Genomic DNA, 17,484 nt, shown 5'->3' on the forward strand with positions numbered 1-17,484 from the left:
GTTGCCATTGTAGCGCTACCTCCGGTGCTTTCGCATGCGTTCTTCGCGGGCCCGTGCGCGCAGGCGCGCGAGCTCGCTTACCGTGCCGTGCCCGAACACGCCCACGTCGCGGCTGCCCGCGTAGGCCACGGCCACGGCGAGCGCCAGGTACGGCGCGGCGGCCAGGCCGAATATCTCCGCGCCCATGAGGAGCGCCGCGAGCGGGCAGCGGCTCGCAGCCCCGAAGAACGCCGCCAGCCCGAGCGCGGCCGAGAACGGCGCGGCCGCCGCCGTGAGTTCCCCGAGCGCGCAGCCCAGAAGCGCTCCGATCGTGAACATGGGCATGATCTCGCCGCCCTTGAGCCCGAACCCGAGCGCGAGCACGGTGAGGCCCGCCTTCACGGCGAAGTCCGCGCCGCCCGCGTGCCCCGCGAGCGCGCCGCGCAGAAGCGGCATGCCCGTGCCCTCGAAGCCCTGCCACCCGAACGCCAGCACGATGCCTGCGAACAGCAGGCCGCCCGCCACGGCGGCGAGGAGCGGCCTGCCCACCCGCCGGCGCACAACGCGCCGCGCGAGGCGCAGCCCCGTGCCGAACACGGTGCCGGCCGCGCCGCACGCCAGGCCCACGAGCACGCACTGCGCCACGAGCGGCCAGGAGAAGGCGGGCACGGCGACGCGCGGGATCACGTCGCCGATGCCCGTCAGCCGCGCGATGCCGAACGCCGCGAACGACGCCAGCAGCAGCGTGGGCACGTGGCGCGCCACCGTCCGGTCGAAGCGCGCAAGCTCCAGCACGAACATCGTCGAGCCGAGCGGCGCGAAGAAGAGCGCCCCGAAGCACGCCGCCATGCCGGTGGCCGCCGCGTAGCCCTGGGGAATGGCCGGCGAGCCCCGGCGCACGGGCGCCAGCTTGAAGGGGCGGCCCACGAGCGCGCCCAGCGACGCGCCCATCTGCAGCGCCGCCGCCTCCTTGCCCACCGACCCGCCGCCGAGCACCGTGAGGAACGTCCCCGCAAGGATGCCCGGCGCGAGCGCGGGCGGCACGCGGTCGTTGCGGCGCAGGCGGTAGACCAGCGTGTCGGTGGCCAGGTGGGCGGGCAGCCTGAGCGCACGGTAGAGCAGGACGGAGGCCGCGCCGAGCACTGGCAGCGCGAGGAGCAGCCACGGGAAGCGCCCCGAGAGCCCGGCGGCGAGGTCGACGGCGAGCGAGAGCGCGATGGAGGCCGCGGCCCCCGCGACGCCCGCCGCGAGAGCAAACAGGAAGTGACGTGCGACCTGGGAGGGATCGACGCCGCCCCGCGCCCTGCGATTCGCCATGCCCGCCTCACCGCCTCGTCGCCCGAATGGATGCCTATCCCGCTCATGGTAGGCGACGCGCAGCGAGCGACGGAGCCGCAGACGGCGCCCGTCAACGACCCGCCACCCCCCGGTTGACGACGCGGGGGCGTGTCGAGGGAACGGTTCCCTCGACACGCCCCTCAGGTTCAGCGAACCTCGATGCGGCGGACAGCAGCCCAGGCAACGAGCACGCCGAGGGCCGTCACGACAGCGAACAGGAGAAACGGGTTCGCCAAGCTCGCCCCTTCGCCGAAGCCGAGCAGCCAAGACATGGTTCCGGCAAATGCCCAGGCCGCTCCCTCGACGTTCGTCAAAATCGTGAGCCCTACCAAGACCAACGCCGCGCAGGCGAGCACGACGCGCCGCGTGCCGAAACGCATCTGCAGCGCGGCAAACGCGAGTCCCGCGCCCGAAGTCGCGGCGCACCCCAGAGCCATGAACAGGAAGTCGAGCGCAGGACCGTTGCTGAGCCCGTACGACATCAAGTACAACGACTGCATCTGCGGCCAGAACGACACGAGGATCACGCACGCGGCTTCGACGAGACCGAGGAACAGGCAGGCCGCCCCCAACGACGCAACCGTGCTCGCGATGACCTGAGGGCGCGTGAGCCCCATCTGCATAAGGAAGCGAATGTCGCCTTGGAACGTGGAAAGGGCGAGCAGGGGCATGAGGAAGTAGGGCAGGAACCCCATGTTAGGCACCGACAGATAAGCGCCCTTCGTGAGGCCGATCAGGGCCACAGCGGCGATGATAGCCCCGATGATCAGGCAGAACACCGCCGCGCTCTGCACGAGCTCCACAGCTTGGTAGCGGATGGCCGCTTTGAGTTTCATGAGGTCACTCCCCCTTCTCGGTCAGTTTGACGAACAGTTTCTGCAGGTTGACGGGCGCCGTGTCCAGACGGTCGTTCAACCGCTCGGCGTCCGGAGTGCCCAAGAGGTACGCCACCGCAACGCCGCCCAGCTCGTCGACGTCGAGCACGTCGAGCCCTTCGCAGTACGCGCGCACGTCGGCTGCGCGCCCCGACACGCTGTAGCCGCTCGAGCGCAGCTCGTCGGCCGAGGCCTGCATGAGCACGCGACCCTCGTCGATGATGGTGACGCGCTCCACGAGGTTCGCCACCTCCTCGATGAGGTGCGTGGCGATGACCACCGTGCGCGGGCGCTCCAGGTAGTCCTCCATCAGCAGCTGGTAGAACAGCTCGCGATGGGCGGCGTCCAGGCCCAGTACCGGCTCGTCGAGCAGCAGGTAGTCCGCGTCGAGCGAGAGCGCCAGCACGAGCTGGCAGATGGTGCGGTAGCCGGTGGAGAGCGCGCCCGTCTTCGCCTTCACATCGAGGTCGAACGCCTTAGCCAAGCGCTTGGCGCGCTTGGCGTCGAACCCCTCGTGGAAGCGACCCATCTGCTCGATGAGGTCATCCACGTGCATAGCTCGCCGTCCACCAGGATGCGGCCCTCCGTGGGCACGAGGCGGTTGGACGCGATGCCCAGCAGCGTCGTCTTGCCCGCGCCGTTGCGGCCGAGGAGCGCGTGGATCTTCCCGTATTCGAAGGACAGCGACACGTCGTCGAGCGCCGTCGTCTTCCCGAACCGCTTCGTCAAATGCTCGGCGCGCAGCTCACGCATGATCGTATCCCTTCTCGATGAGGTCGATGACCTGCTCTTTCGTCAGGCCCAGCTTCTTCGCCTCGGCCACGAGCGCACTCACGTAGCGCTCGTCGAAGGCGCTCTCGCGCTTCGCGCGCACTTTCTCGCGCGCGCCGTCCTGCACGTACATGCCCATCCCCCTCCTCTTGTAGATGATGCCCTCGTCCACGAGGATGTTCATGCCCTTGAGGACGGTGTGCGGGTTGATGCCGAGCAGCGCCGCGAGCTCGTTGGTCGAGGGGACGCGGTCCCCTTCGGCGTACGCGCCCGTGAAGACGTCGTCCTCGATCTGCTCGGCGATCTGCACGAACAGCGGCACGTCGCGCCCCGGATCGATGTTCACGATTCCTCCGTCCTTTCCTTGCTGGTTAGTTACTCAAGTAACTAACCAGCAGTGTACGGGCAGTGCGATGGGATGTCAAGCAGAAAAAGGGAGGCGCGCCGGATCGTTCGACCCAACGCGCCTCCCTCGCGTTCGCAACTCTACTAATTCGCGCAATACATCTGGCGATTTAGCACGGATGTTTCACGTGAAACATCCTATCCGCGCACCTCAGAGCACCCCTTGGAACACCGTGTCCGTGTCGCGGCAGAGGTGCTGGACGGCGGTGCGGGCGGTCTCCACCGCAGTGGGCAGGCCGCCGGGGGCGACGAGACGCTGGCCGGCGAAGTACGCGCCTGCGATGCCCTCGGGCTTCGCCGGGTAGCTGCGCGTCTTCTCGCCCGGGGCCATGTTGGACATCCACGAGCCCTTGTACGAGTGCAGGTAGCGCTCGTAGGTGAGCGGCGTGGCCACGTCCCACACCTCCACCTTGCCCTCGATCTGCGGGTACTTCCTCGACACCGCGGCGATCACTGCCTCGGCGAGCTTCCGCTTCTCCTCGGCGTAGGTGCCGTCGGCCTTGCGCGCCGCCCACCAGTCGTAGGTGTCGCCGTTCATGAACAGCGTCATGGCCGTGCAGCCCGCGGGCGCGTAGCCCTCGTAGGCGGCGTAGTTGTTGATGGCGAGCGCGTCGTGGCGCTGCCCGCCGCAGAAGACAGGCTCGTCGACGGGGAAGCCGACCGATTCGGGCACGTCCGAGAGGTCGGCGCGGACGCCGAGGCTCACGAACGTGTCGAGGATCGGCGAGACGTTCGCCCGCAGGTCGTCGGCCCACCCTTCGGCAATCGGCGGGTCGAACAGCTCGTCGACGGCCATGCGCAGGTCCTGCGTCACGATCACGGCGTCGAAGGCGCGCTCCTCGCCGTCCACGACCACGCCCGTCGCGCGGCTGCCCACCACCGCCACGCGCTCCACCGGCGTGCGGTACTCGATGCGGCCTCCCAGCCGCTCCAGCGTCTCCGCGATGCGCCGCGCCATGGCGAGCGAGCCTCCCAGCGGGTAGCCGCCGTCGCCTGCGGCCAGCGTCGAGAGCGTGAAGGCGAGGCCCATCGCGCTCATGTCCTCGCCGACCATGCTCGAGAACAGGGTGCGCAGAAGAGGGCTCGAGAATCGCTCGGCGAAGGCGCGGGCGGTCTGGTTCGCATAGAAGGGCATGCGCGGCATCGCCGGCAGCATCGGCAGCATCGCCCCGAGTCCCATCTTGCGGGGTTCGGCCGCCTGCACGCCCTTGAGGTCGGTGACGGGCATGTCCATCTTCATGAACTTCCGCACGTCCTTGACCAGACGGCGTATCTCGCGCGCGTCCTCGGGCGCGACGTCCAGCAGGTGCTTCTCGAGCCGGTCGAGGTCGCGATAGAGGCAGACGGTCCGCCCTTCGAACTCGTAGACGAGGAAAGGGTCGCGCACGTAGACGGGCACCTCCGGGTTCAGCGCGCCGATCTCCGTCCACACCGCGTTGAGCGCGGTCTTCGGCGACGATCCCGTGAGCCAGTGCATACCTCCTTCGAAGAGGTAGCCCTTGCGGCTCCAGCTGGTCGACGCGCCGCCAGGGATCGTGTGCGACTCGAAGACGGTGACGTCGAAGCCGCTCTGGCGCGCGTACACCCCCGCCGCGAGTCCCGCGATGCCGGCCCCCACGACGGCGATGCGCTTCGGCGAGGCTCCCGCTCCCGCCGCCCCTGCCGAGCCCGCCATGCTCGGCAACCCGTCCACCGATGTTTCACATGAAACATCCGTTCGCTGCATGTTCATTCCCTACCTCTTCCTCACGATGTCGACGATCCATTCCGGCTCCGGGCACGGCATATCGGGATACACGGCCAGCTCTTCGGCGATGCCCTGGATAGCGGCCCAAAACGCGACGGACAGCGCAACGGGGTCGCCCTCGCGGATGCTTCCCTCGCGCTGGCCGCGGCGCACCACCTCGGCAGTGGGCGTGTTCACATCGAAGCCCGCGAGCAGCTCCTTCGCGCGCGGCGGTATGGCCTCGTCCATGAGCGCGTTGCCCATGAGCACGAACATGTCCGCCATGAACGGCTCCTCGCGCAGATAGCCCAGGACCCCCGCGGCGGCCCCCTCGAAAAACGCGATCGCGCCGCCCTCGGCCCCCTCGCCCATCATCGCCATCGGGCCGCTCACGCCCAGGCCTATCAGCTCCTCGTACAGCGCTTCCTTCGAATCGAAGTAGTGGAACATGAGCCCCGCGCTCATGCCCACCGCCTCGGCGATGTCGCCCACCTTCGTGCCCGCGTATCCCTTGCGCACGAACAGGCGCAGCGCCGCCCGGAGTATCTCCTCGCGCCGCTGCTCCCGCTGCTCCTGCCTCGTCACCATTGGTTGAACATCCTTCATTGAATCATTATTCAACATAGTAGCACGAGGAAGGAGCACGCGAGACGAGAATGCGAGGAATATGAGATCGCGTGTCATGCGCGAGAAAGGGGCCGGGCAGCGAACATCAACGGAGTGCACGGACGTTTCACGTGGAACATCTGGGGTCTTAGCACGGATGTTTCACGTGAAACACCGCAGCGGCCATGGAGCGAAGCAAAAACGGCCTTCGCAGAGAAAGCCGGCAGCCCGCGTAAGCGTCCGCAGCGCGCGGCGCCCTACCCCGCGAGGAACCTGCTCGGCCTTCCCCGGTGCAGGACGGTCAGTCGGTGCAGGGCGCGGGTGACCGCGACGTAGAGGAGGGTGCGTTCGAGCTCGGTGGAGAAGAAGCGCTCGTCGGCGTCGAGCACGACCACCTCGTCGAACTCGAGGCCCTTCGCCATCTTGACGGACGCCACCGACACGCCCTCCTCGAAGGTCTCCGTGCGCTCGGTCAGCAGGTGGACGTCCACGTCGCGGGAGAGCAGCTCGGCGTAGCGCGCGGCCAGCTCGTCGGAAGCGTGCAGGATCCCGAGCGTCTTGCGGCCGCTCGCGCGAAAGGCGCGGACGGCTTCGAGCGTCCGCGCGAGCACCTCGGCCGTATCCGCGCAGCCGACGATGCGCGGCTCCTCGCCGTGCCGCTCCACGGCCTCAAGCCCGGCGGCGGGCTTCACGCGGTTCGCGAGCGCCACGATCTCGCTCGTGGAACGGTAGCTGCGCGTGAGCCGCACGACGCGCGCCGCGCCGTAGGCCCGAGCCACGTCCTCGAGCGTGGCGGAGTTGCCGTCGTCCACCACCTGGCAGCAGTCGCCCAGCACGGTCCTGCCGCAGCGGAACAGGCGCGCCACGAGCACATGCTGCACCGGCGTCAGGTCCTGCATCTCGTCCACCACGAGGTGCTTGACGCCGTCGTAGCGCTCGAAGCCCGAGAACGCGCCCTGGAGGAGCGCGAGCGGCGCGGCGTCCTCCCACTCCACCGTGCGCTTGGACCCGATTGCGAGCGCGCCGTCCCATCCGTGCTCGGCCATGAAGAAGCGGTAGAGCGAAAGCGCGTCCTTAGCGCGCAGCATGCCGGCCAGGCGCCGGCGCGCCTCCCGCTTCGTCGGCACGGCGTGGCGGTCGCGCCCGACGCTCGTCGACTCCAGCTCGTAGACCACGCTCGCGGCCACGAGGTCGAGCCGCTCCTCCAAGGCGAGGCCCCCGTGCGCGCGGAACCGCACGTCGATCCAGGCCGCATCCAGCGTGCGCCGTCCGAACGTCAGATCCTCCGCCGCGAACGCGGTCTCGGGAACCTGCTCGAGGAACGCGAGCACCGCGTCGGCGAACGCGGCCGTCCCCTTCAAGCGGGCGCGCTCGCGCCACGCCTCGTCCACCGCGTCCACGCTCGAGCGCGCGGGTGCGACGCGCACGGAGCCGCCGAGCGCCCGCTCCACGACGCCGCGCAGGTCGAACGCCTCGATGGGCTCCTCGCCGAGCTCCGGCAGCACGCCGGCGATGTAGTCGGCGAACACGCGGTTCGGCGAGAGGAGGGCCACGTGGCGCGACGACAGCTCGCCGCGCCGCCGGTACAGCAGGTACGCCACGCGGTGCAGCGCGATTGAGGTCTTGCCCGAGCCCGCCACACCCTGGATGACGAGCGTGCCCGGCTCCTCGTCGCGGATGATGCGGTTCTGCTCGGCTTGGATGGACGCGACGATGACGCGCATCTTCCGGTCGGAATCGCGCCCCAGCTCGCGCGCCAGCACCTCGTCGCGCACGCTCGAGGCGCTGTCCGCCGCATACACGAGCTCGCCCCGCTCCACCCCCAGCTGGCGCTTGCGCGAAAGAAAGCCTTCCACACGGCCCGAGGGCGCTTCGTAGGCAGCCGGGCCCGTCTCGTCGTGCTCGTAGAACAGCGCCGCCACCGGCGAGCGCCAGTCGGACACCACGGTGCGGCCCTCCGCCGCGAACGAGAAGCGCCCCAGGTAGAACGCCTCCGGCCCCCCTTCCCCGTCGGCCGCGAAGTCCACGCGCGCGAAGTAGGGCGCGTCGAGCATCTTGCGCAGCTGCGCGGCCGCCTCGTGCGACTGCGCCGCGCGCCGGTCGACCTCGGCCAGCGCCAGCTCGTTCTGGAAGGCCTCCGCAGGGTCGATCTCCCCGCGGTACGCCACCTGGTAGCGCTTGGCCTCGCGGTAGCCGTCCTCTATCCGCCCATGCAGGGCCTCGGCCTCGCCGAGGGCGGCGCGCACGAGGCCGAGCGTCTCGGCGAGCCGCGCCTCCTCCTCCGCCTTGACGGCGTCGTGCCCTTCCCTTTCGCTCATAGGATGCTCCTCCTTCCGCTTCCGCTTCCATCCTTTGGCTCCGCGCGCAGCAGGAACCATTGCACGGGATAACCGAGCTCCGTGCCCAGCCCAGCCTCCTCGAACCCGAGCGCCGCGAGGTCTCGCCGGTATCCCGTGTCGGCGCGGTCGCCCGCGCGGTACGTGGCGATAGCCAGGTCGCGTCCCGGCAGCGCGGCCTGCACGGCCGCGACGAGCGCCCGCGCCGGGCCTCCGCCCCGCCGTTGCCGCGGATGCACCGCCAGCACGTCGATGCGGGCCCGCGCAGGGTCGAAGGCCGCCGCGCCCGCGAGGGCCGCCGACCCCGCCCCGCAGGCGACGAGCGCCCGGCCGCGGGCCACGGCGTCGCGCAGCCAGGCCCCGTGCCGACGCTCGTCAAGCCAGGGGAAGCCGTCCACGGCGAGCCGCATGAGATCCATCCACGCCGGCACGTCGGCGGGCGTCGCGGCCCTGGCCTCCCAGGGACCGGTCCCGGCCTCCCAGCCGGCCCGGCCGTCTGCCGCACCCGCCGGCGAGCCGTCCCGCCCGGCCGCGGGCCCGCCCAGCTCCAGCGGCAGCTGCAGCGGGTAGAACGCGCCGCCCGCCCTGAAGCGCGCCGGCGGCGCCTTGTACAGCGCGGCGAACGCCGCCGAGAACGTTTGCTGGCTGTCGTAGCCGGCCTCGCGGGCGATGTCGGCTACGGGCCGCTGCGTCTCCACGAGCGCGCGGGCGGCCTCGGTGAGCCGGCGGCGCGACGCGTAGGCGTGCACGGTCATGCCCGTCGCCTCGCCGAACAGGCGGTGCAGATGGAACTTCGAGTAGCCGGCAGCGCGCGCGATGGCGTCCAGATCGAGCCGCCCGCCCCGGTGCGCCTCGATGCACGCCACCGCCCGCTCCACCGCGCGCAGGTGCTCCAGCTCCATGCCAGCCTCCTTCCTCCCTTTCGGCCCGGATGCTCCATTGAACCAGAACGCCACGGCACGCGTCTCTACTTTTCTTGCTCTGTCGGGAAAAGGAAACGCCCGCCGAGGGCGGGCGTTTCGAAACAGTGCGGCAAATGCATCGAAAAGGGCGGGGACGGGCCCTCCGCGATGGCGGGAAGGAGGTCAGTTCTGCTCGAACGGGAAGTCCTTCAGCACGGCGAACGGGTTGGGCGGCGCGTCGTCGCCCGCGTCCTCGGCCGGCGCGCAGCCGCACGGGCCATCGTTGAGGTTCGCACCGCACGTGGGGCAGAGCCCCTTGCATTCCTCGTCGCACAGCGGCACGAGCGGGAACTCCAGGAGCAGCGCCGCGCGCAGCAGCGGCTCCAGGTCGATGACGTTGTCGTCGGGCAGCACGTCGAACTCGTCGTCGTCCATGTCCTCGGGCGCCTCCCTGTCGGCGCCGATCAGGAAGTACCCCTCGACCTCGCCCGTCACGGGGAACGAGAACTCGTCCACGCAGCGCGCGCACGACGTCTTCGCCTCCCCCTCCACGGTGCCGGTGACGAGCAGCGCGTCGCCCGTGTTCGTCACGTCCACCTGCCAGGCCAGCGGCTCGGCGAAGTCGTACAGGTCGGGACCGGCCTTCACGACGGGCACGGCGTACGTTCCCTCAAAATGCGAGCTCTCCGCAGGTGCGAAGAGCTCCGAGGGTATAGGGATGCGCGTCGCTTCCATCAGCGGCCCGCGGCGAGCGAGTTGGCGTTGAGGCGGTCACGGCAGCGGCGCACGTTGTTCAGCAGCGTGTCGAGGCTCTGCTCCACGTGGCCGAACACCTCGTCGGCGTAGTCCTCCGCGCCGGCGCGCGTCTGGCGCTCCAGCTCGCGGGCGTCCGCGAGGATCTGGTCGGCCTGCTGCTGGGAGATGCGCACGATCTCCTGCTCGCTGGCGATGGTCATGGCCTGGCTGCGCGCGTCCTCGATCATGCGGTTGGCCTCGGCCTCGGCGTCGTCGAGCAGGCTCTGGCGCTCGCGAACGATCTGGCGCGCCTGCGCGAACTCGCTCGGGAACGTGTCGCGGATCTCGTCCATGATCTCGAACGCCGCGGCTATGTCGACTTGGCGCAAGTTGCTTTTGCCGAAGACCGGCTTCGAGTCCTCGAGAAGAATCGAGAGCTCTTCGAGCAGCCCCAAGACTCCTGTTTCGTCCATGATTGTCCTTCCACCCAAGCGTGCTGCGTTTCAAGTGCGTCGGCGCACGGGGTTTGAGTCTTCCTGCGCGCATGCGTCAAAGTATTCTAGCAGGTTTGACCGGATAACCCAACGTCACTGCACAAACCGTGCACATTTTACCCGGTCGGAGGGCCCCTGTCGCATTCTCGTTGCCATACCGGAACCCACGGCGCAAAGCGGGGCCGCCGCCCGCTACTCCGCGAACTTGGCCTCAAGGGCGCCTTTCACGCACGGGGGCACGAAGCCGTTCACGTCGCCGTGCAGACTGGCTATCTCGCGCACGATGGACGACGACAGGTACATGTACTGCGGGGGCGACATGATGAACAGCGTTTCCAGCTCCTGGTTCAACTGGTAGTTGAGCGCCGTCATCTGGAACTCGTACTCGAAGTCGGTGATGGCGCGCAGGCCCTTCACCACCACGGTGGCCTCCATGCGGGCGGCGAAGTCCACGAGCAGCTCGTCGAAGGGCTCCACGCGGACGTTGGGCAGGTGGCTCGTGGCCTGGCGCACCAGCTCGGCACGCTCCTCGAGCGAGAACAGCGGCTGCTTCTTCGGCGAGGCGGCCACGGCCACCACCACCTCGTCCACCAGCTGGGCCGCGCGCGTGATGACGTCGAGGTGGCCGCTCGTGATGGGATCGAACGTTCCGGGCGTGAGTGCTCGTCTCATAGCAGGTCAAGCTCCTTAGGTCTGAAAAGGTCCACGACAGTATCGCCGTACTTCTTGCGCGATGCAAGCGCCAGCCCGCAGGCGGCGGCAGCCGCGTCGGCCTCGTCGCTGGTGGCCGCCCCGTGCTCGTACGCCACGAGCACGTCCGGCGCAAGGGCGCCGCCGCGTCCGAGGGCCGCCGCCAAGCCGAGCGCGTCCCGCGCGGCGAGCGCGTAGGGCGGGTCCAGGAACACGAGGTCGAACGGGGGCCGGGAATGGACGGGCGGGTCCTTCAGCACGTCGCCGCGGCTCACGCGCGCGCGGCGCGCGTCCAGGCCGAGCGCGCGCACGTTGCCCTCGAGCACGCGCTCGGCCGCGCCGTCCCGCTCGAAGAAGCGCGCGCACGAGGCGCCGCGCGAGAGCGCCTCCAGCCCGAGCGCGCCCGATCCGGCGAACGCGTCGAGCACCACGGCGTCCTCGAAGCCCCCGCAGGCGCTGTTCACCGCGCTCATGAGCGACTCGCGCACGCGGTCGGTCGTGGGGCGCGTGCCGTCCCCCTTCGGCGCCTTGATCGTGCGTCCCCTGAACTCTCCTGCGATGATGCGCATGTCAACCCCCCTGAACCTCTCCGGCACGCTTGAATGCGAGCCGCGCCTCGCGGCCGAGCGCGCGGTGCGCGGGCGCCTCGAGCCGCGGGTCCTCCTCCAGCAGGGCCCGTGCGTCGGCGTGCGCCGCCTCGATCACCTTGCCGTCCCGCACCACGTTCACCAGCTTGAGCGCGGAGGCGCCGTGCTGGCGGTTGCCCAGGATGTCGCCCTCGCGGCGCAGCGACAGGTCGTAGGCCGCCAGCTCGTAGCCGTCGTCGGTGGTCTCCATCGCCGCCAGGCGGCGCAGCGCCGCGTCCGTGCGCGACGCGCTCACCAGGTACACCTCGCCGGGCTTGCTCCCGCGCCCCACGCGGCCGCGCAGCTGGTGCAGCTGCGACAGGCCGAAGCGGTCGGCGTCCTCCACGATCATGACCGTGGCGTTCGGCACGTCGACGCCCACCTCGATGACGGTGGTGGCCACGAGCACCTGCGTCTCGCCCGCGCGGAAGCGGGCCATGACGTCCTGCTTCTCGGCGGCGGGCAGCCGTCCGTGCAGAAGCTCCACCTTCCAGTCCACGAACGTCTTCTGCTGCAGGAAGGCGGCCTCGCGCTCGGCGGCCGCCACGTTGCCGCCGTCCAGGTCCGCGTCGTCCTCGATGCTGATGGCGGCGTAGGCGTACTCGTCATCGTCGCCCTCGCGCGCCGCGCGCTTGCCGGCCAACGCATCGCGCTCCTCGGTGCTCGCCCCCACGAGCGGGCACACCACGTACACCTGCTCACCGCGCGCGAGCGCGGCGAGCGCGGCGTCGTAGGCGCGCCCGCGCTCCTGCTTCGAAACCACCTTCGTCGTGCGCGCCGACGTGTCGTGCGGGCGGTGCCTGATATAGGAGAGCGTGAGGTTGCCGAAGAGCGCCAGCGCCAGCGAGCGCGGAATGGGCGTGGCCGTGAGGTAGAGCGCGTCGGGCGCCTCGCCCTTCGCCAGCAGCTTCGCCCGTTGGTCCACGCCGAAGCGCTGCTGCTCGTCGATGACCGCGAGCGTGCAGCGCTTGGGGCGCACGTCGTCCTCCAGAAGCGCGTGCGTGCCCACGAGCACGTCCACCTCCCCCGCCGCCACGCGCGCGAGCAGCGCCTCGCGCTCGGCGGGGGGCGTGGAGCCGGTGAGCACCCCCCACGAGATGCCCGCCTGGCCGAACAGGGGCCCCAGGCTCTTGCCGTGCTGGCGCGCGAGCACCTCGGTGGGGGCCATGAGCAGCGCCTGGCCGCCCGTGTCGGCTGCGGCGGCCAGCGCATGGGCGGCCACGACGGTCTTGCCCGTTCCCACATCGCCCAGAAGCAGGTGGTTCGCCGTGGCGGGCGCCGCGAGCGCGGCCAGGATGTCGTCGCGCGCGGCCTCCTGCTCGTCGGTGAGCTCCCAAGGCAGCGCCGCGGCGAGCGCGGCCAGGCGCGGGCCGTCCGTCACGTGGCGCACGGGCTCGCGCCCCGCGGCGCGCTCCCGGCCCTCCTCCATGAGCATGAGCTCCAGGAACAGCAGCTCCTCGTACACGAGGCGCCGGCGCGCCTCGGCCGCCTCGTCCATGCTGCGCGGGAAGTGGATGGACGCGAGCGCCGCGCCGCGGCTCATGAGGCGGTACTTCGCCCGCAGCTCCAGCGGCAGCGGGTCGTGCAGCCCCGCCACATGCGCAAGCGCGTTGCCCACGAGCCGGCGCACCCAGGCGGCCGACAGCTTCTCGGTGGCGGGGTGCACGGGTATGACCATGCCGGCCGCCGCGCCCTCGGCGCCGTCCAGCGCCTCGAGGTAGGGGTTCGTCATGCGCTTGAAGCCGTAGTTGAACTCCAGCTTGCCCGCCACGGCGATGCGCATGCCGGCGCGCACCTGGTCCATGAGCCACGGCTGGCGAAACGCCGTCACCATGAGCGTGCCCGTGCCGTCCACGAGCGTTATCTCCACGAGCGGCAGCTTCGGCTTGGGGCGCTTGAGCTTTATCTCGTGCACTATGCCTTCCACCGTGCACTGCTCCCCGATGGCAGCCGACGCCACTGTCTCGCGCCGCGAGAGGTCGATGTAGCGCCGGGGGAAGTGCGTCACCAGGTCGCGCACCGTGCGCACGCCCAGCGCCTCGAGCGCGCGGGCGCGCGCCGGGCTCACCAAACGGACGCGCCCGACGGATTCGTCGAGCGCGAGGGTGGCTGCGAGTCTGTCCGGCGCGTCGCTACTCAACCGACATGACCACCGGGTACAGCGGCTGCTCGCCGCGGTGCGCGTCGATCTCCAGCTCGTCGTACGCCTCCTCGATGCGCGCCACGAGGGCATCCAAGGCCGCGTCATCCAGGTCCTCGCCGGCCAGCAACGTGAGCGTGTCGGCATCGGCGGCGTCCATGCGGGCCAGAAGGTCCATGACCACGTCCTCCACGGCCGCGCCCACGGACTCGATGGAGCCATCGGCGATGCCGATGACGTCCCCTTCATGGATGGGGTTGTCGTGGGCGTCCTTCGCGTCCTTGATGGCGCGCGTCACCTCGCCGGTGCGCACGTCGGCGTACGCCTCCGTCATGGCCTCCACGTTCTCCTCGAGGCTCGCGTCCTCGTCCAGGCCGAACAGCGCGGAGAACGCCTGCGGCACGCTCGTGGTGGGCACGACGGCGCACGGCTTCTCGGACAGGCCGCATGCGCTCTGCGCGGCCATGATGATGTTCTTGTTGTTCGGGAGGATGATCACGGCGTCCGCGTTCACCTCGTTCGCAGCGTCCAGCAGGTCCTTCGTGGAGGGGTTCATGGTCTGCCCGCCCGAGACGACCACGTCCACGCCCAGGCTCTTGAGGATCTTCGCGTTGCCCTCGCCCGCAGCCACGGCCACGAAGCCGATCGGCTTGCGCGCGGCCTCCCCCTCGGCCGCCAGCGCGTCGGTGCGCGCGGCGCTCTGCAGCTGCATGTTATGGATGTGCACCTCGGCTATCTGGCCGCGCTCCAGCATGTAGGCGAGCACCTTGTCGGGCGTGTTCGTGTGCACGTGCACCTTGAAGTTGGGGTTCTGGCCCACCAGCAGCTCGCAGTCGCCCATGGTGCCCAGGAAGCCCAGGCCCTCCTCCGCGTCCAGCGTGTCGGAGCTCACCAGGAACTCGGTGCAGTAGCGGTAGGCCGAGCCCTCCCAGTCGTTGATCTGCTCGATCTCCACCTTCGGGGCCGCGCCGCGCGCGAAGGCCAGCTCGTCGCCCAGCGGGCCCTCCTTGCCGGTGAGCGCCGCGGCGAACGCGTCGAAGAAGATGGCCAGTCCGTAGCCGCCCGCGTCGACCACGCCGTTGTCCTTGAGCACGGGCAGCAGGTCGGGCGTGCGCTGCACCGATGCGTAGGCCTCGGCCACCACGGCCTCGAGCGCCTCGTCGGTGGAGAGCTTCTTCTTGCGGGCGCGCTTGGCGGCCGCCGCGCTGTCGCGCAGCACGGTGAGGATGGTGCCCTCCACCGGCTTGCGCACGGCCTGGAACGCCACATCGACGGCGTGGGAGAACGCGGAGTCGATGCTCTCGGCGTTCACGGCCTCATGCCCGACGCTGCCCTCGCACAAGCCGCGCAGGATCTGCGACGTGATGACGCCGGAGTTGCCGCGCGCGCCCATGAGGGCGCCCGTGGTGATGGCCTTGCGGATCTCGGCGCCGCCGGCGCCGATGGGCAGGTTCGCCAGGTTCTCGACGACGGTTTCCAGCGTCAGCGACATGTTCGTGCCCGTGTCGCCGTCGGGCACGGGGAAGACGTTCAGGCGGTTGATCTCGTCCTTGCGCTCGCTCAGCGTCTTGCTCGCAGCGGCTATGGCATTGAGCAGGTCGTTCGCGGTATAGGATTCTGGCATGGTAGGTCTGTCTCTCTCTCGGCGGTAAGCCCCGCACCCTCTCGGCCGCCTCGGGGCGGGCCGCCCGCTGGGCACGGGGCTCGTCTCTATACGCTTATCTTCGCGCGGCTACTTGCGCACCTTGACGCCCTGGACGTGCACCTCGACGCCGTCGATAGGCACGCGGGCGTACTCCTTCAGGGCGAACGTCACCTGGTCCACGAGGTTCTGCGACACGGTGTTGATGTTCGTGCCGTACTCGATGACCACGTAGAGCTCCACGTGAACGCCGGCATCGGTCGTGGTCACCACGACGCCGCGGCGCAGGCGGGACGTGGGCAGGATCTTCGCGATGCCGTCGGCCGCGGACGGGGCGGCCATGCCGACGACGCCGTAGCATTCGAGCGCAGCATTGCCGACCATGTCGGCCAGGACGTCGTTGGCAACGTGCAGGTTGCCGGGTATCACAGTGCTCATGGCTCTTCCTTTCGAAGCGCGGGCGCGAATCCGCGCGGACGTACGCAGGCTATGGACGAAGTATACCGCATGGGCGAAACGCTGTGCGTCGGGCCTGTTCTGGGCGCCGTCCATACTACACGAAAAATTCTTGTAAGGCATTCGTTTTATGTGCTATAGTATGAAGGCTTTTTTGTCATCAACGGTATTTTAGCCGTGCGGAAACAAGACGAACCTGGAGTGATAACGATGTCTAAAGTTTGCGAAGTTTGCGGTAAGCATCCGGTTGCGGGACGCAACGTCAGCCACTCGCACCGCGTGACGAACCGCGTGTTCCGTCCGAACATTCAGAAGATCACCATCAAGGACAAGGAAGGCCGCGTCCGCAAGGCCAACGTGTGCACGAGCTGCATGAAGGCCGGCAAGGTCGAGCGCGCCTAACCGGTTCGTCTCCCGCCCTGCAAGCGAAAGCCCGCAACCGCGGGCTTTTTTGCGTTGGAGCAATGGAAAGTTCGAAGAAGTGTTGCGAAGGCTCCTTACGGGCGGTAGACCACCTTCGCCGCCGGGCTTTCCCAGACGGCCACCTCCATAAGCGAGATGTGCGCGGGGAACGTCTTCTCCAGCTCGTAGAACACCACGCGGGCCAGGTGCTCGGCCGTGGGGTTGATCTCGTCGAAGGGCGGCACGTCGTTCAGGCAGCGGTGGTCGAAGTTCTCCAGCACGCCGTGCAGGTCGCGCTTGGCATCCTTGAAGTCGTAGAGCATGCCCACATCGTCGAGGTGCTGCCCTGCGATGGTCACCTCCACCTCCCACGTGTGGCCATGGAGGTACTGGCAGGGGCCGTCGTAGCCGGGCAGCGCGTGGGCCGCGTCGAAACAATCCCTCACCGTGAGCTCGTAGTGACCCCCGCCCACGTGCAAATGCATGCTGCCCGACAGCTTGCCAGGACCGTCGTAAGGGGCGTTCCTCTGCATGGCGCAGGTTTCCTGCGCCGCATCCCGACCGGGCTCCCTGGCTCCGCCTTCCACCGTCGACCCCTCCATCACATGACCACCAGCAGGCGCTTGCAGTGCGGGCACGTGCCGAGCGGCGCCTCCGCCTTCAGGTCGATGAGGCGGCCGCCGTCGATGACGGTGCGGCACACGCCGCAGCGCCCCTCAGTCAGAAGGCCCACGGCCACCCCTCCCGTGCGGGCGGCCGTGCGGTGGTAGGCCTCGCGCAGATCGGCGGACAGATCGGCGGACATGCCCTCGCGGTCGGCGCTCATGCGCGCGATATCGGACTGCAGCGCGCTGCCCTCCCGCTGGAACGATGCGATAGCCGACGCCTCCTGCTTTTCCAGCTCGGCGAGCGCGCGGGACACCTGGCCCTGCACGCCCTCGATCTTCGCCAGCTCCTCGCCGAGCTTCGTCAACTCCCCCTCCAGCGTGTTGCGGCGCTTCGCGAAGCCGCCCAGCTCCTTGGAATGCGCCTCCACGTTGCGGTAGTCGCCGCGCGATCCGTCGATGGCCTCCTGCACGCGGCGCTGCTTCTCCGCAAGCTCGGCGTCCTCGGCCTCGAGCTTGGACGCCTTGGCCTCGGCCTGCGCGCGCATCTCGGCCAGCTGGTCGCGCTTCTGCTCGATGGTGCGCTTCTTCTGGCGCGCCGCGAGGATGGTCGCGCGCTGGGGCAGCTCCTCGAGCTTCTTCTTCGCCTTCATCAGGTCGAGGTCGATCTGCTGCATCCGCAGCAAGTTGGTCAGGTCGTCGGTCGTTGCTTGCATGTGCTTCCTTCTCATCGTTCGGCGCTCGCGCGCCTAATCC

19 protein-coding genes are annotated in these 17,484 nt (G+C 69.5%); 1 reads left to right on the forward strand and 18 read right to left on the reverse strand.

Annotated elements, in window-relative coordinates:
- Positions 1-15 precede the first annotated feature (15 nt).
- The 16 genes from C1877_RS12100 to C1877_RS12170 form a co-directional block, all read right to left on the reverse strand.
- On the reverse strand, positions 16-1,296 hold the full coding sequence (locus C1877_RS12100; protein ID WP_114569284.1) for a chloride channel protein: 1,281 nt from the start codon (positions 1,294-1,296) through the stop codon (positions 16-18).
- 167 nt (positions 1,297-1,463) lie between these two features.
- Positions 1,464-2,153, reverse strand: a complete 690-nt coding sequence (locus C1877_RS12105) for a hypothetical protein (RefSeq protein WP_015538876.1) — start codon at positions 2,151-2,153, stop codon at positions 1,464-1,466.
- 4 nt (positions 2,154-2,157) lie between these two features.
- Complete coding sequence (locus tag C1877_RS12110; protein ID WP_227155160.1) at positions 2,158-2,742, reverse strand: AAA family ATPase; 585 nt, start codon at positions 2,740-2,742, stop codon at positions 2,158-2,160.
- On the reverse strand, positions 2,649-2,945 hold the full coding sequence (locus tag C1877_RS15785; protein WP_227155161.1) for an ATP-binding cassette domain-containing protein: 297 nt from the start codon (positions 2,943-2,945) through the stop codon (positions 2,649-2,651). The genes C1877_RS12110 and C1877_RS15785 overlap by 94 nt, the downstream gene beginning before the upstream one ends.
- Positions 2,938-3,309 carry a GntR family transcriptional regulator gene (locus C1877_RS12115; RefSeq protein WP_041238880.1) on the reverse strand — a complete coding sequence of 124 codons (372 nt, stop codon included), beginning with the start codon at positions 3,307-3,309 and terminating at the stop codon, positions 2,938-2,940. The genes C1877_RS15785 and C1877_RS12115 overlap by 8 nt, the downstream gene beginning before the upstream one ends.
- Positions 3,310-3,519: 210 nt before the next feature.
- Positions 3,520-5,100 (reverse strand): phytoene desaturase family protein, encoded by a 1,581-nt coding sequence (locus C1877_RS12120; RefSeq protein ID WP_220149916.1) that lies wholly within the window; start codon positions 5,098-5,100, stop codon positions 3,520-3,522.
- A 3-nt stretch (positions 5,101-5,103) separates the two neighbouring features.
- The gene (locus C1877_RS12125) at positions 5,104-5,682 is read right to left on the reverse strand and encodes a TetR/AcrR family transcriptional regulator (RefSeq protein WP_015538878.1); all 579 of its coding nucleotides are present in this window, start codon (positions 5,680-5,682) and stop codon (positions 5,104-5,106) included.
- Between the two features lie 275 nt (positions 5,683-5,957).
- Positions 5,958-8,018: a HelD family protein gene (locus C1877_RS12130; RefSeq protein WP_181813847.1), complete on the reverse strand. Its 2,061-nt coding sequence runs from the start codon at positions 8,016-8,018 to the stop codon at positions 5,958-5,960.
- On the reverse strand, positions 8,015-8,938 hold the full coding sequence (locus C1877_RS12135) for a helix-turn-helix transcriptional regulator (protein ID WP_114569287.1): 924 nt from the start codon (positions 8,936-8,938) through the stop codon (positions 8,015-8,017). Before C1877_RS12135 ends, C1877_RS12130 begins: the two co-directional genes overlap by 4 nt.
- A 183-nt stretch (positions 8,939-9,121) precedes the next feature.
- Positions 9,122-9,595, reverse strand: a complete 474-nt coding sequence (locus C1877_RS12140) for a YceD family protein (RefSeq protein ID WP_156790915.1) — start codon at positions 9,593-9,595, stop codon at positions 9,122-9,124.
- Positions 9,596-9,672: 77 nt separating this feature from the next.
- Complete coding sequence (locus C1877_RS12145) at positions 9,673-10,146, reverse strand: ATP synthase subunit B family protein (RefSeq protein ID WP_015538879.1); 474 nt, start codon at positions 10,144-10,146, stop codon at positions 9,673-9,675.
- Between the two features lie 213 nt (positions 10,147-10,359).
- Positions 10,360-10,839 (reverse strand): pantetheine-phosphate adenylyltransferase, encoded by a 480-nt coding sequence (gene coaD / locus C1877_RS12150; protein WP_015538880.1) that lies wholly within the window; start codon positions 10,837-10,839, stop codon positions 10,360-10,362.
- Positions 10,836-11,426: a 16S rRNA (guanine(966)-N(2))-methyltransferase RsmD gene (rsmD, locus tag C1877_RS12155; protein ID WP_114569289.1), complete on the reverse strand. Its 591-nt coding sequence runs from the start codon at positions 11,424-11,426 to the stop codon at positions 10,836-10,838. Before rsmD ends, coaD begins: the two co-directional genes overlap by 4 nt.
- Position 11,427: 1 nt before the next feature.
- Positions 11,428-13,623: an ATP-dependent DNA helicase RecG gene (locus C1877_RS12160; protein WP_114569290.1), complete on the reverse strand. Its 2,196-nt coding sequence runs from the start codon at positions 13,621-13,623 to the stop codon at positions 11,428-11,430.
- The gene (locus C1877_RS12165; RefSeq protein WP_114569291.1) at positions 13,616-15,247 is read right to left on the reverse strand and encodes a DAK2 domain-containing protein; all 1,632 of its coding nucleotides are present in this window, start codon (positions 15,245-15,247) and stop codon (positions 13,616-13,618) included. Before C1877_RS12165 ends, C1877_RS12160 begins: the two co-directional genes overlap by 8 nt.
- 108 nt (positions 15,248-15,355) lie before the next feature.
- Complete coding sequence (locus tag C1877_RS12170; protein ID WP_015538882.1) at positions 15,356-15,703, reverse strand: Asp23/Gls24 family envelope stress response protein; 348 nt, start codon at positions 15,701-15,703, stop codon at positions 15,356-15,358.
- Positions 15,704-15,931: 228 nt separating this feature from the next.
- On the opposite strand from C1877_RS12170, the gene rpmB reads away from it, so the two are divergent.
- Complete coding sequence (gene rpmB, locus C1877_RS12175) at positions 15,932-16,123, forward strand: 50S ribosomal protein L28 (RefSeq protein ID WP_041240000.1); 192 nt, start codon at positions 15,932-15,934, stop codon at positions 16,121-16,123.
- 95 nt (positions 16,124-16,218) lie between these two features.
- On the opposite strand, the gene queD is transcribed toward rpmB, so the two are convergent.
- On the reverse strand, positions 16,219-16,656 hold the full coding sequence (queD, locus tag C1877_RS12180; RefSeq protein ID WP_197533060.1) for a 6-carboxytetrahydropterin synthase QueD: 438 nt from the start codon (positions 16,654-16,656) through the stop codon (positions 16,219-16,221).
- Between the two features lie 68 nt (positions 16,657-16,724).
- Positions 16,725-17,444 (reverse strand): zinc ribbon domain-containing protein, encoded by a 720-nt coding sequence (locus tag C1877_RS12185; RefSeq protein WP_015538884.1) that lies wholly within the window; start codon positions 17,442-17,444, stop codon positions 16,725-16,727.
- Positions 17,445-17,484: the final 40 nt, after the last annotated feature.

Origin of the sequence: Gordonibacter pamelaeae (assembly GCF_003340385.1) — a bacterium.
Lineage (GTDB): Bacteria > Actinomycetota > Coriobacteriia > Coriobacteriales > Eggerthellaceae > Gordonibacter > Gordonibacter pamelaeae.

Coding starts and splice junctions, on each gene's coding strand:
- C1877_RS12100 (WP_114569284.1), bottom strand. CDS start 1,296: ATGGCGAATCGCAGGGCGCGGGGCGGCGTCGATCCCTCCCAGGTCGCA.
- C1877_RS12105 (WP_015538876.1), bottom strand. CDS start 2,153: ATGAAACTCAAAGCGGCCATCCGCTACCAAGCTGTGGAGCTCGTGCAG.
- C1877_RS15785 (WP_227155161.1), bottom strand. CDS start 2,945: ATGCGTGAGCTGCGCGCCGAGCATTTGACGAAGCGGTTCGGGAAGACG.
- C1877_RS12120 (WP_220149916.1), bottom strand. CDS start 5,100: ATGAACATGCAGCGAACGGATGTTTCATGTGAAACATCGGTGGACGGG.
- C1877_RS12125 (WP_015538878.1), bottom strand. CDS start 5,682: ATGGTGACGAGGCAGGAGCAGCGGGAGCAGCGGCGCGAGGAGATACTC.
- C1877_RS12130 (WP_181813847.1), bottom strand. CDS start 8,018: ATGAGCGAAAGGGAAGGGCACGACGCCGTCAAGGCGGAGGAGGAGGCG.
- C1877_RS12135 (WP_114569287.1), bottom strand. CDS start 8,938: ATGGAGCTGGAGCACCTGCGCGCGGTGGAGCGGGCGGTGGCGTGCATC.
- C1877_RS12145 (WP_015538879.1), bottom strand. CDS start 10,146: ATGGACGAAACAGGAGTCTTGGGGCTGCTCGAAGAGCTCTCGATTCTT.
- coaD (WP_015538880.1), bottom strand. CDS start 10,839: ATGAGACGAGCACTCACGCCCGGAACGTTCGATCCCATCACGAGCGGC.
- rsmD (WP_114569289.1), bottom strand. CDS start 11,426: ATGCGCATCATCGCAGGAGAGTTCAGGGGACGCACGATCAAGGCGCCG.
- C1877_RS12165 (WP_114569291.1), bottom strand. CDS start 15,247: ATGCCAGAATCCTATACCGCGAACGACCTGCTCAATGCCATAGCCGCT.
- C1877_RS12170 (WP_015538882.1), bottom strand. CDS start 15,703: ATGAGCACTGTGATACCCGGCAACCTGCACGTTGCCAACGACGTCCTG.
- rpmB (WP_041240000.1), top strand. CDS start 15,932: ATGTCTAAAGTTTGCGAAGTTTGCGGTAAGCATCCGGTTGCGGGACGC.
- queD (WP_197533060.1), bottom strand. CDS start 16,656: ATGCAGAGGAACGCCCCTTACGACGGTCCTGGCAAGCTGTCGGGCAGC.
- C1877_RS12185 (WP_015538884.1), bottom strand. CDS start 17,444: ATGCAAGCAACGACCGACGACCTGACCAACTTGCTGCGGATGCAGCAG.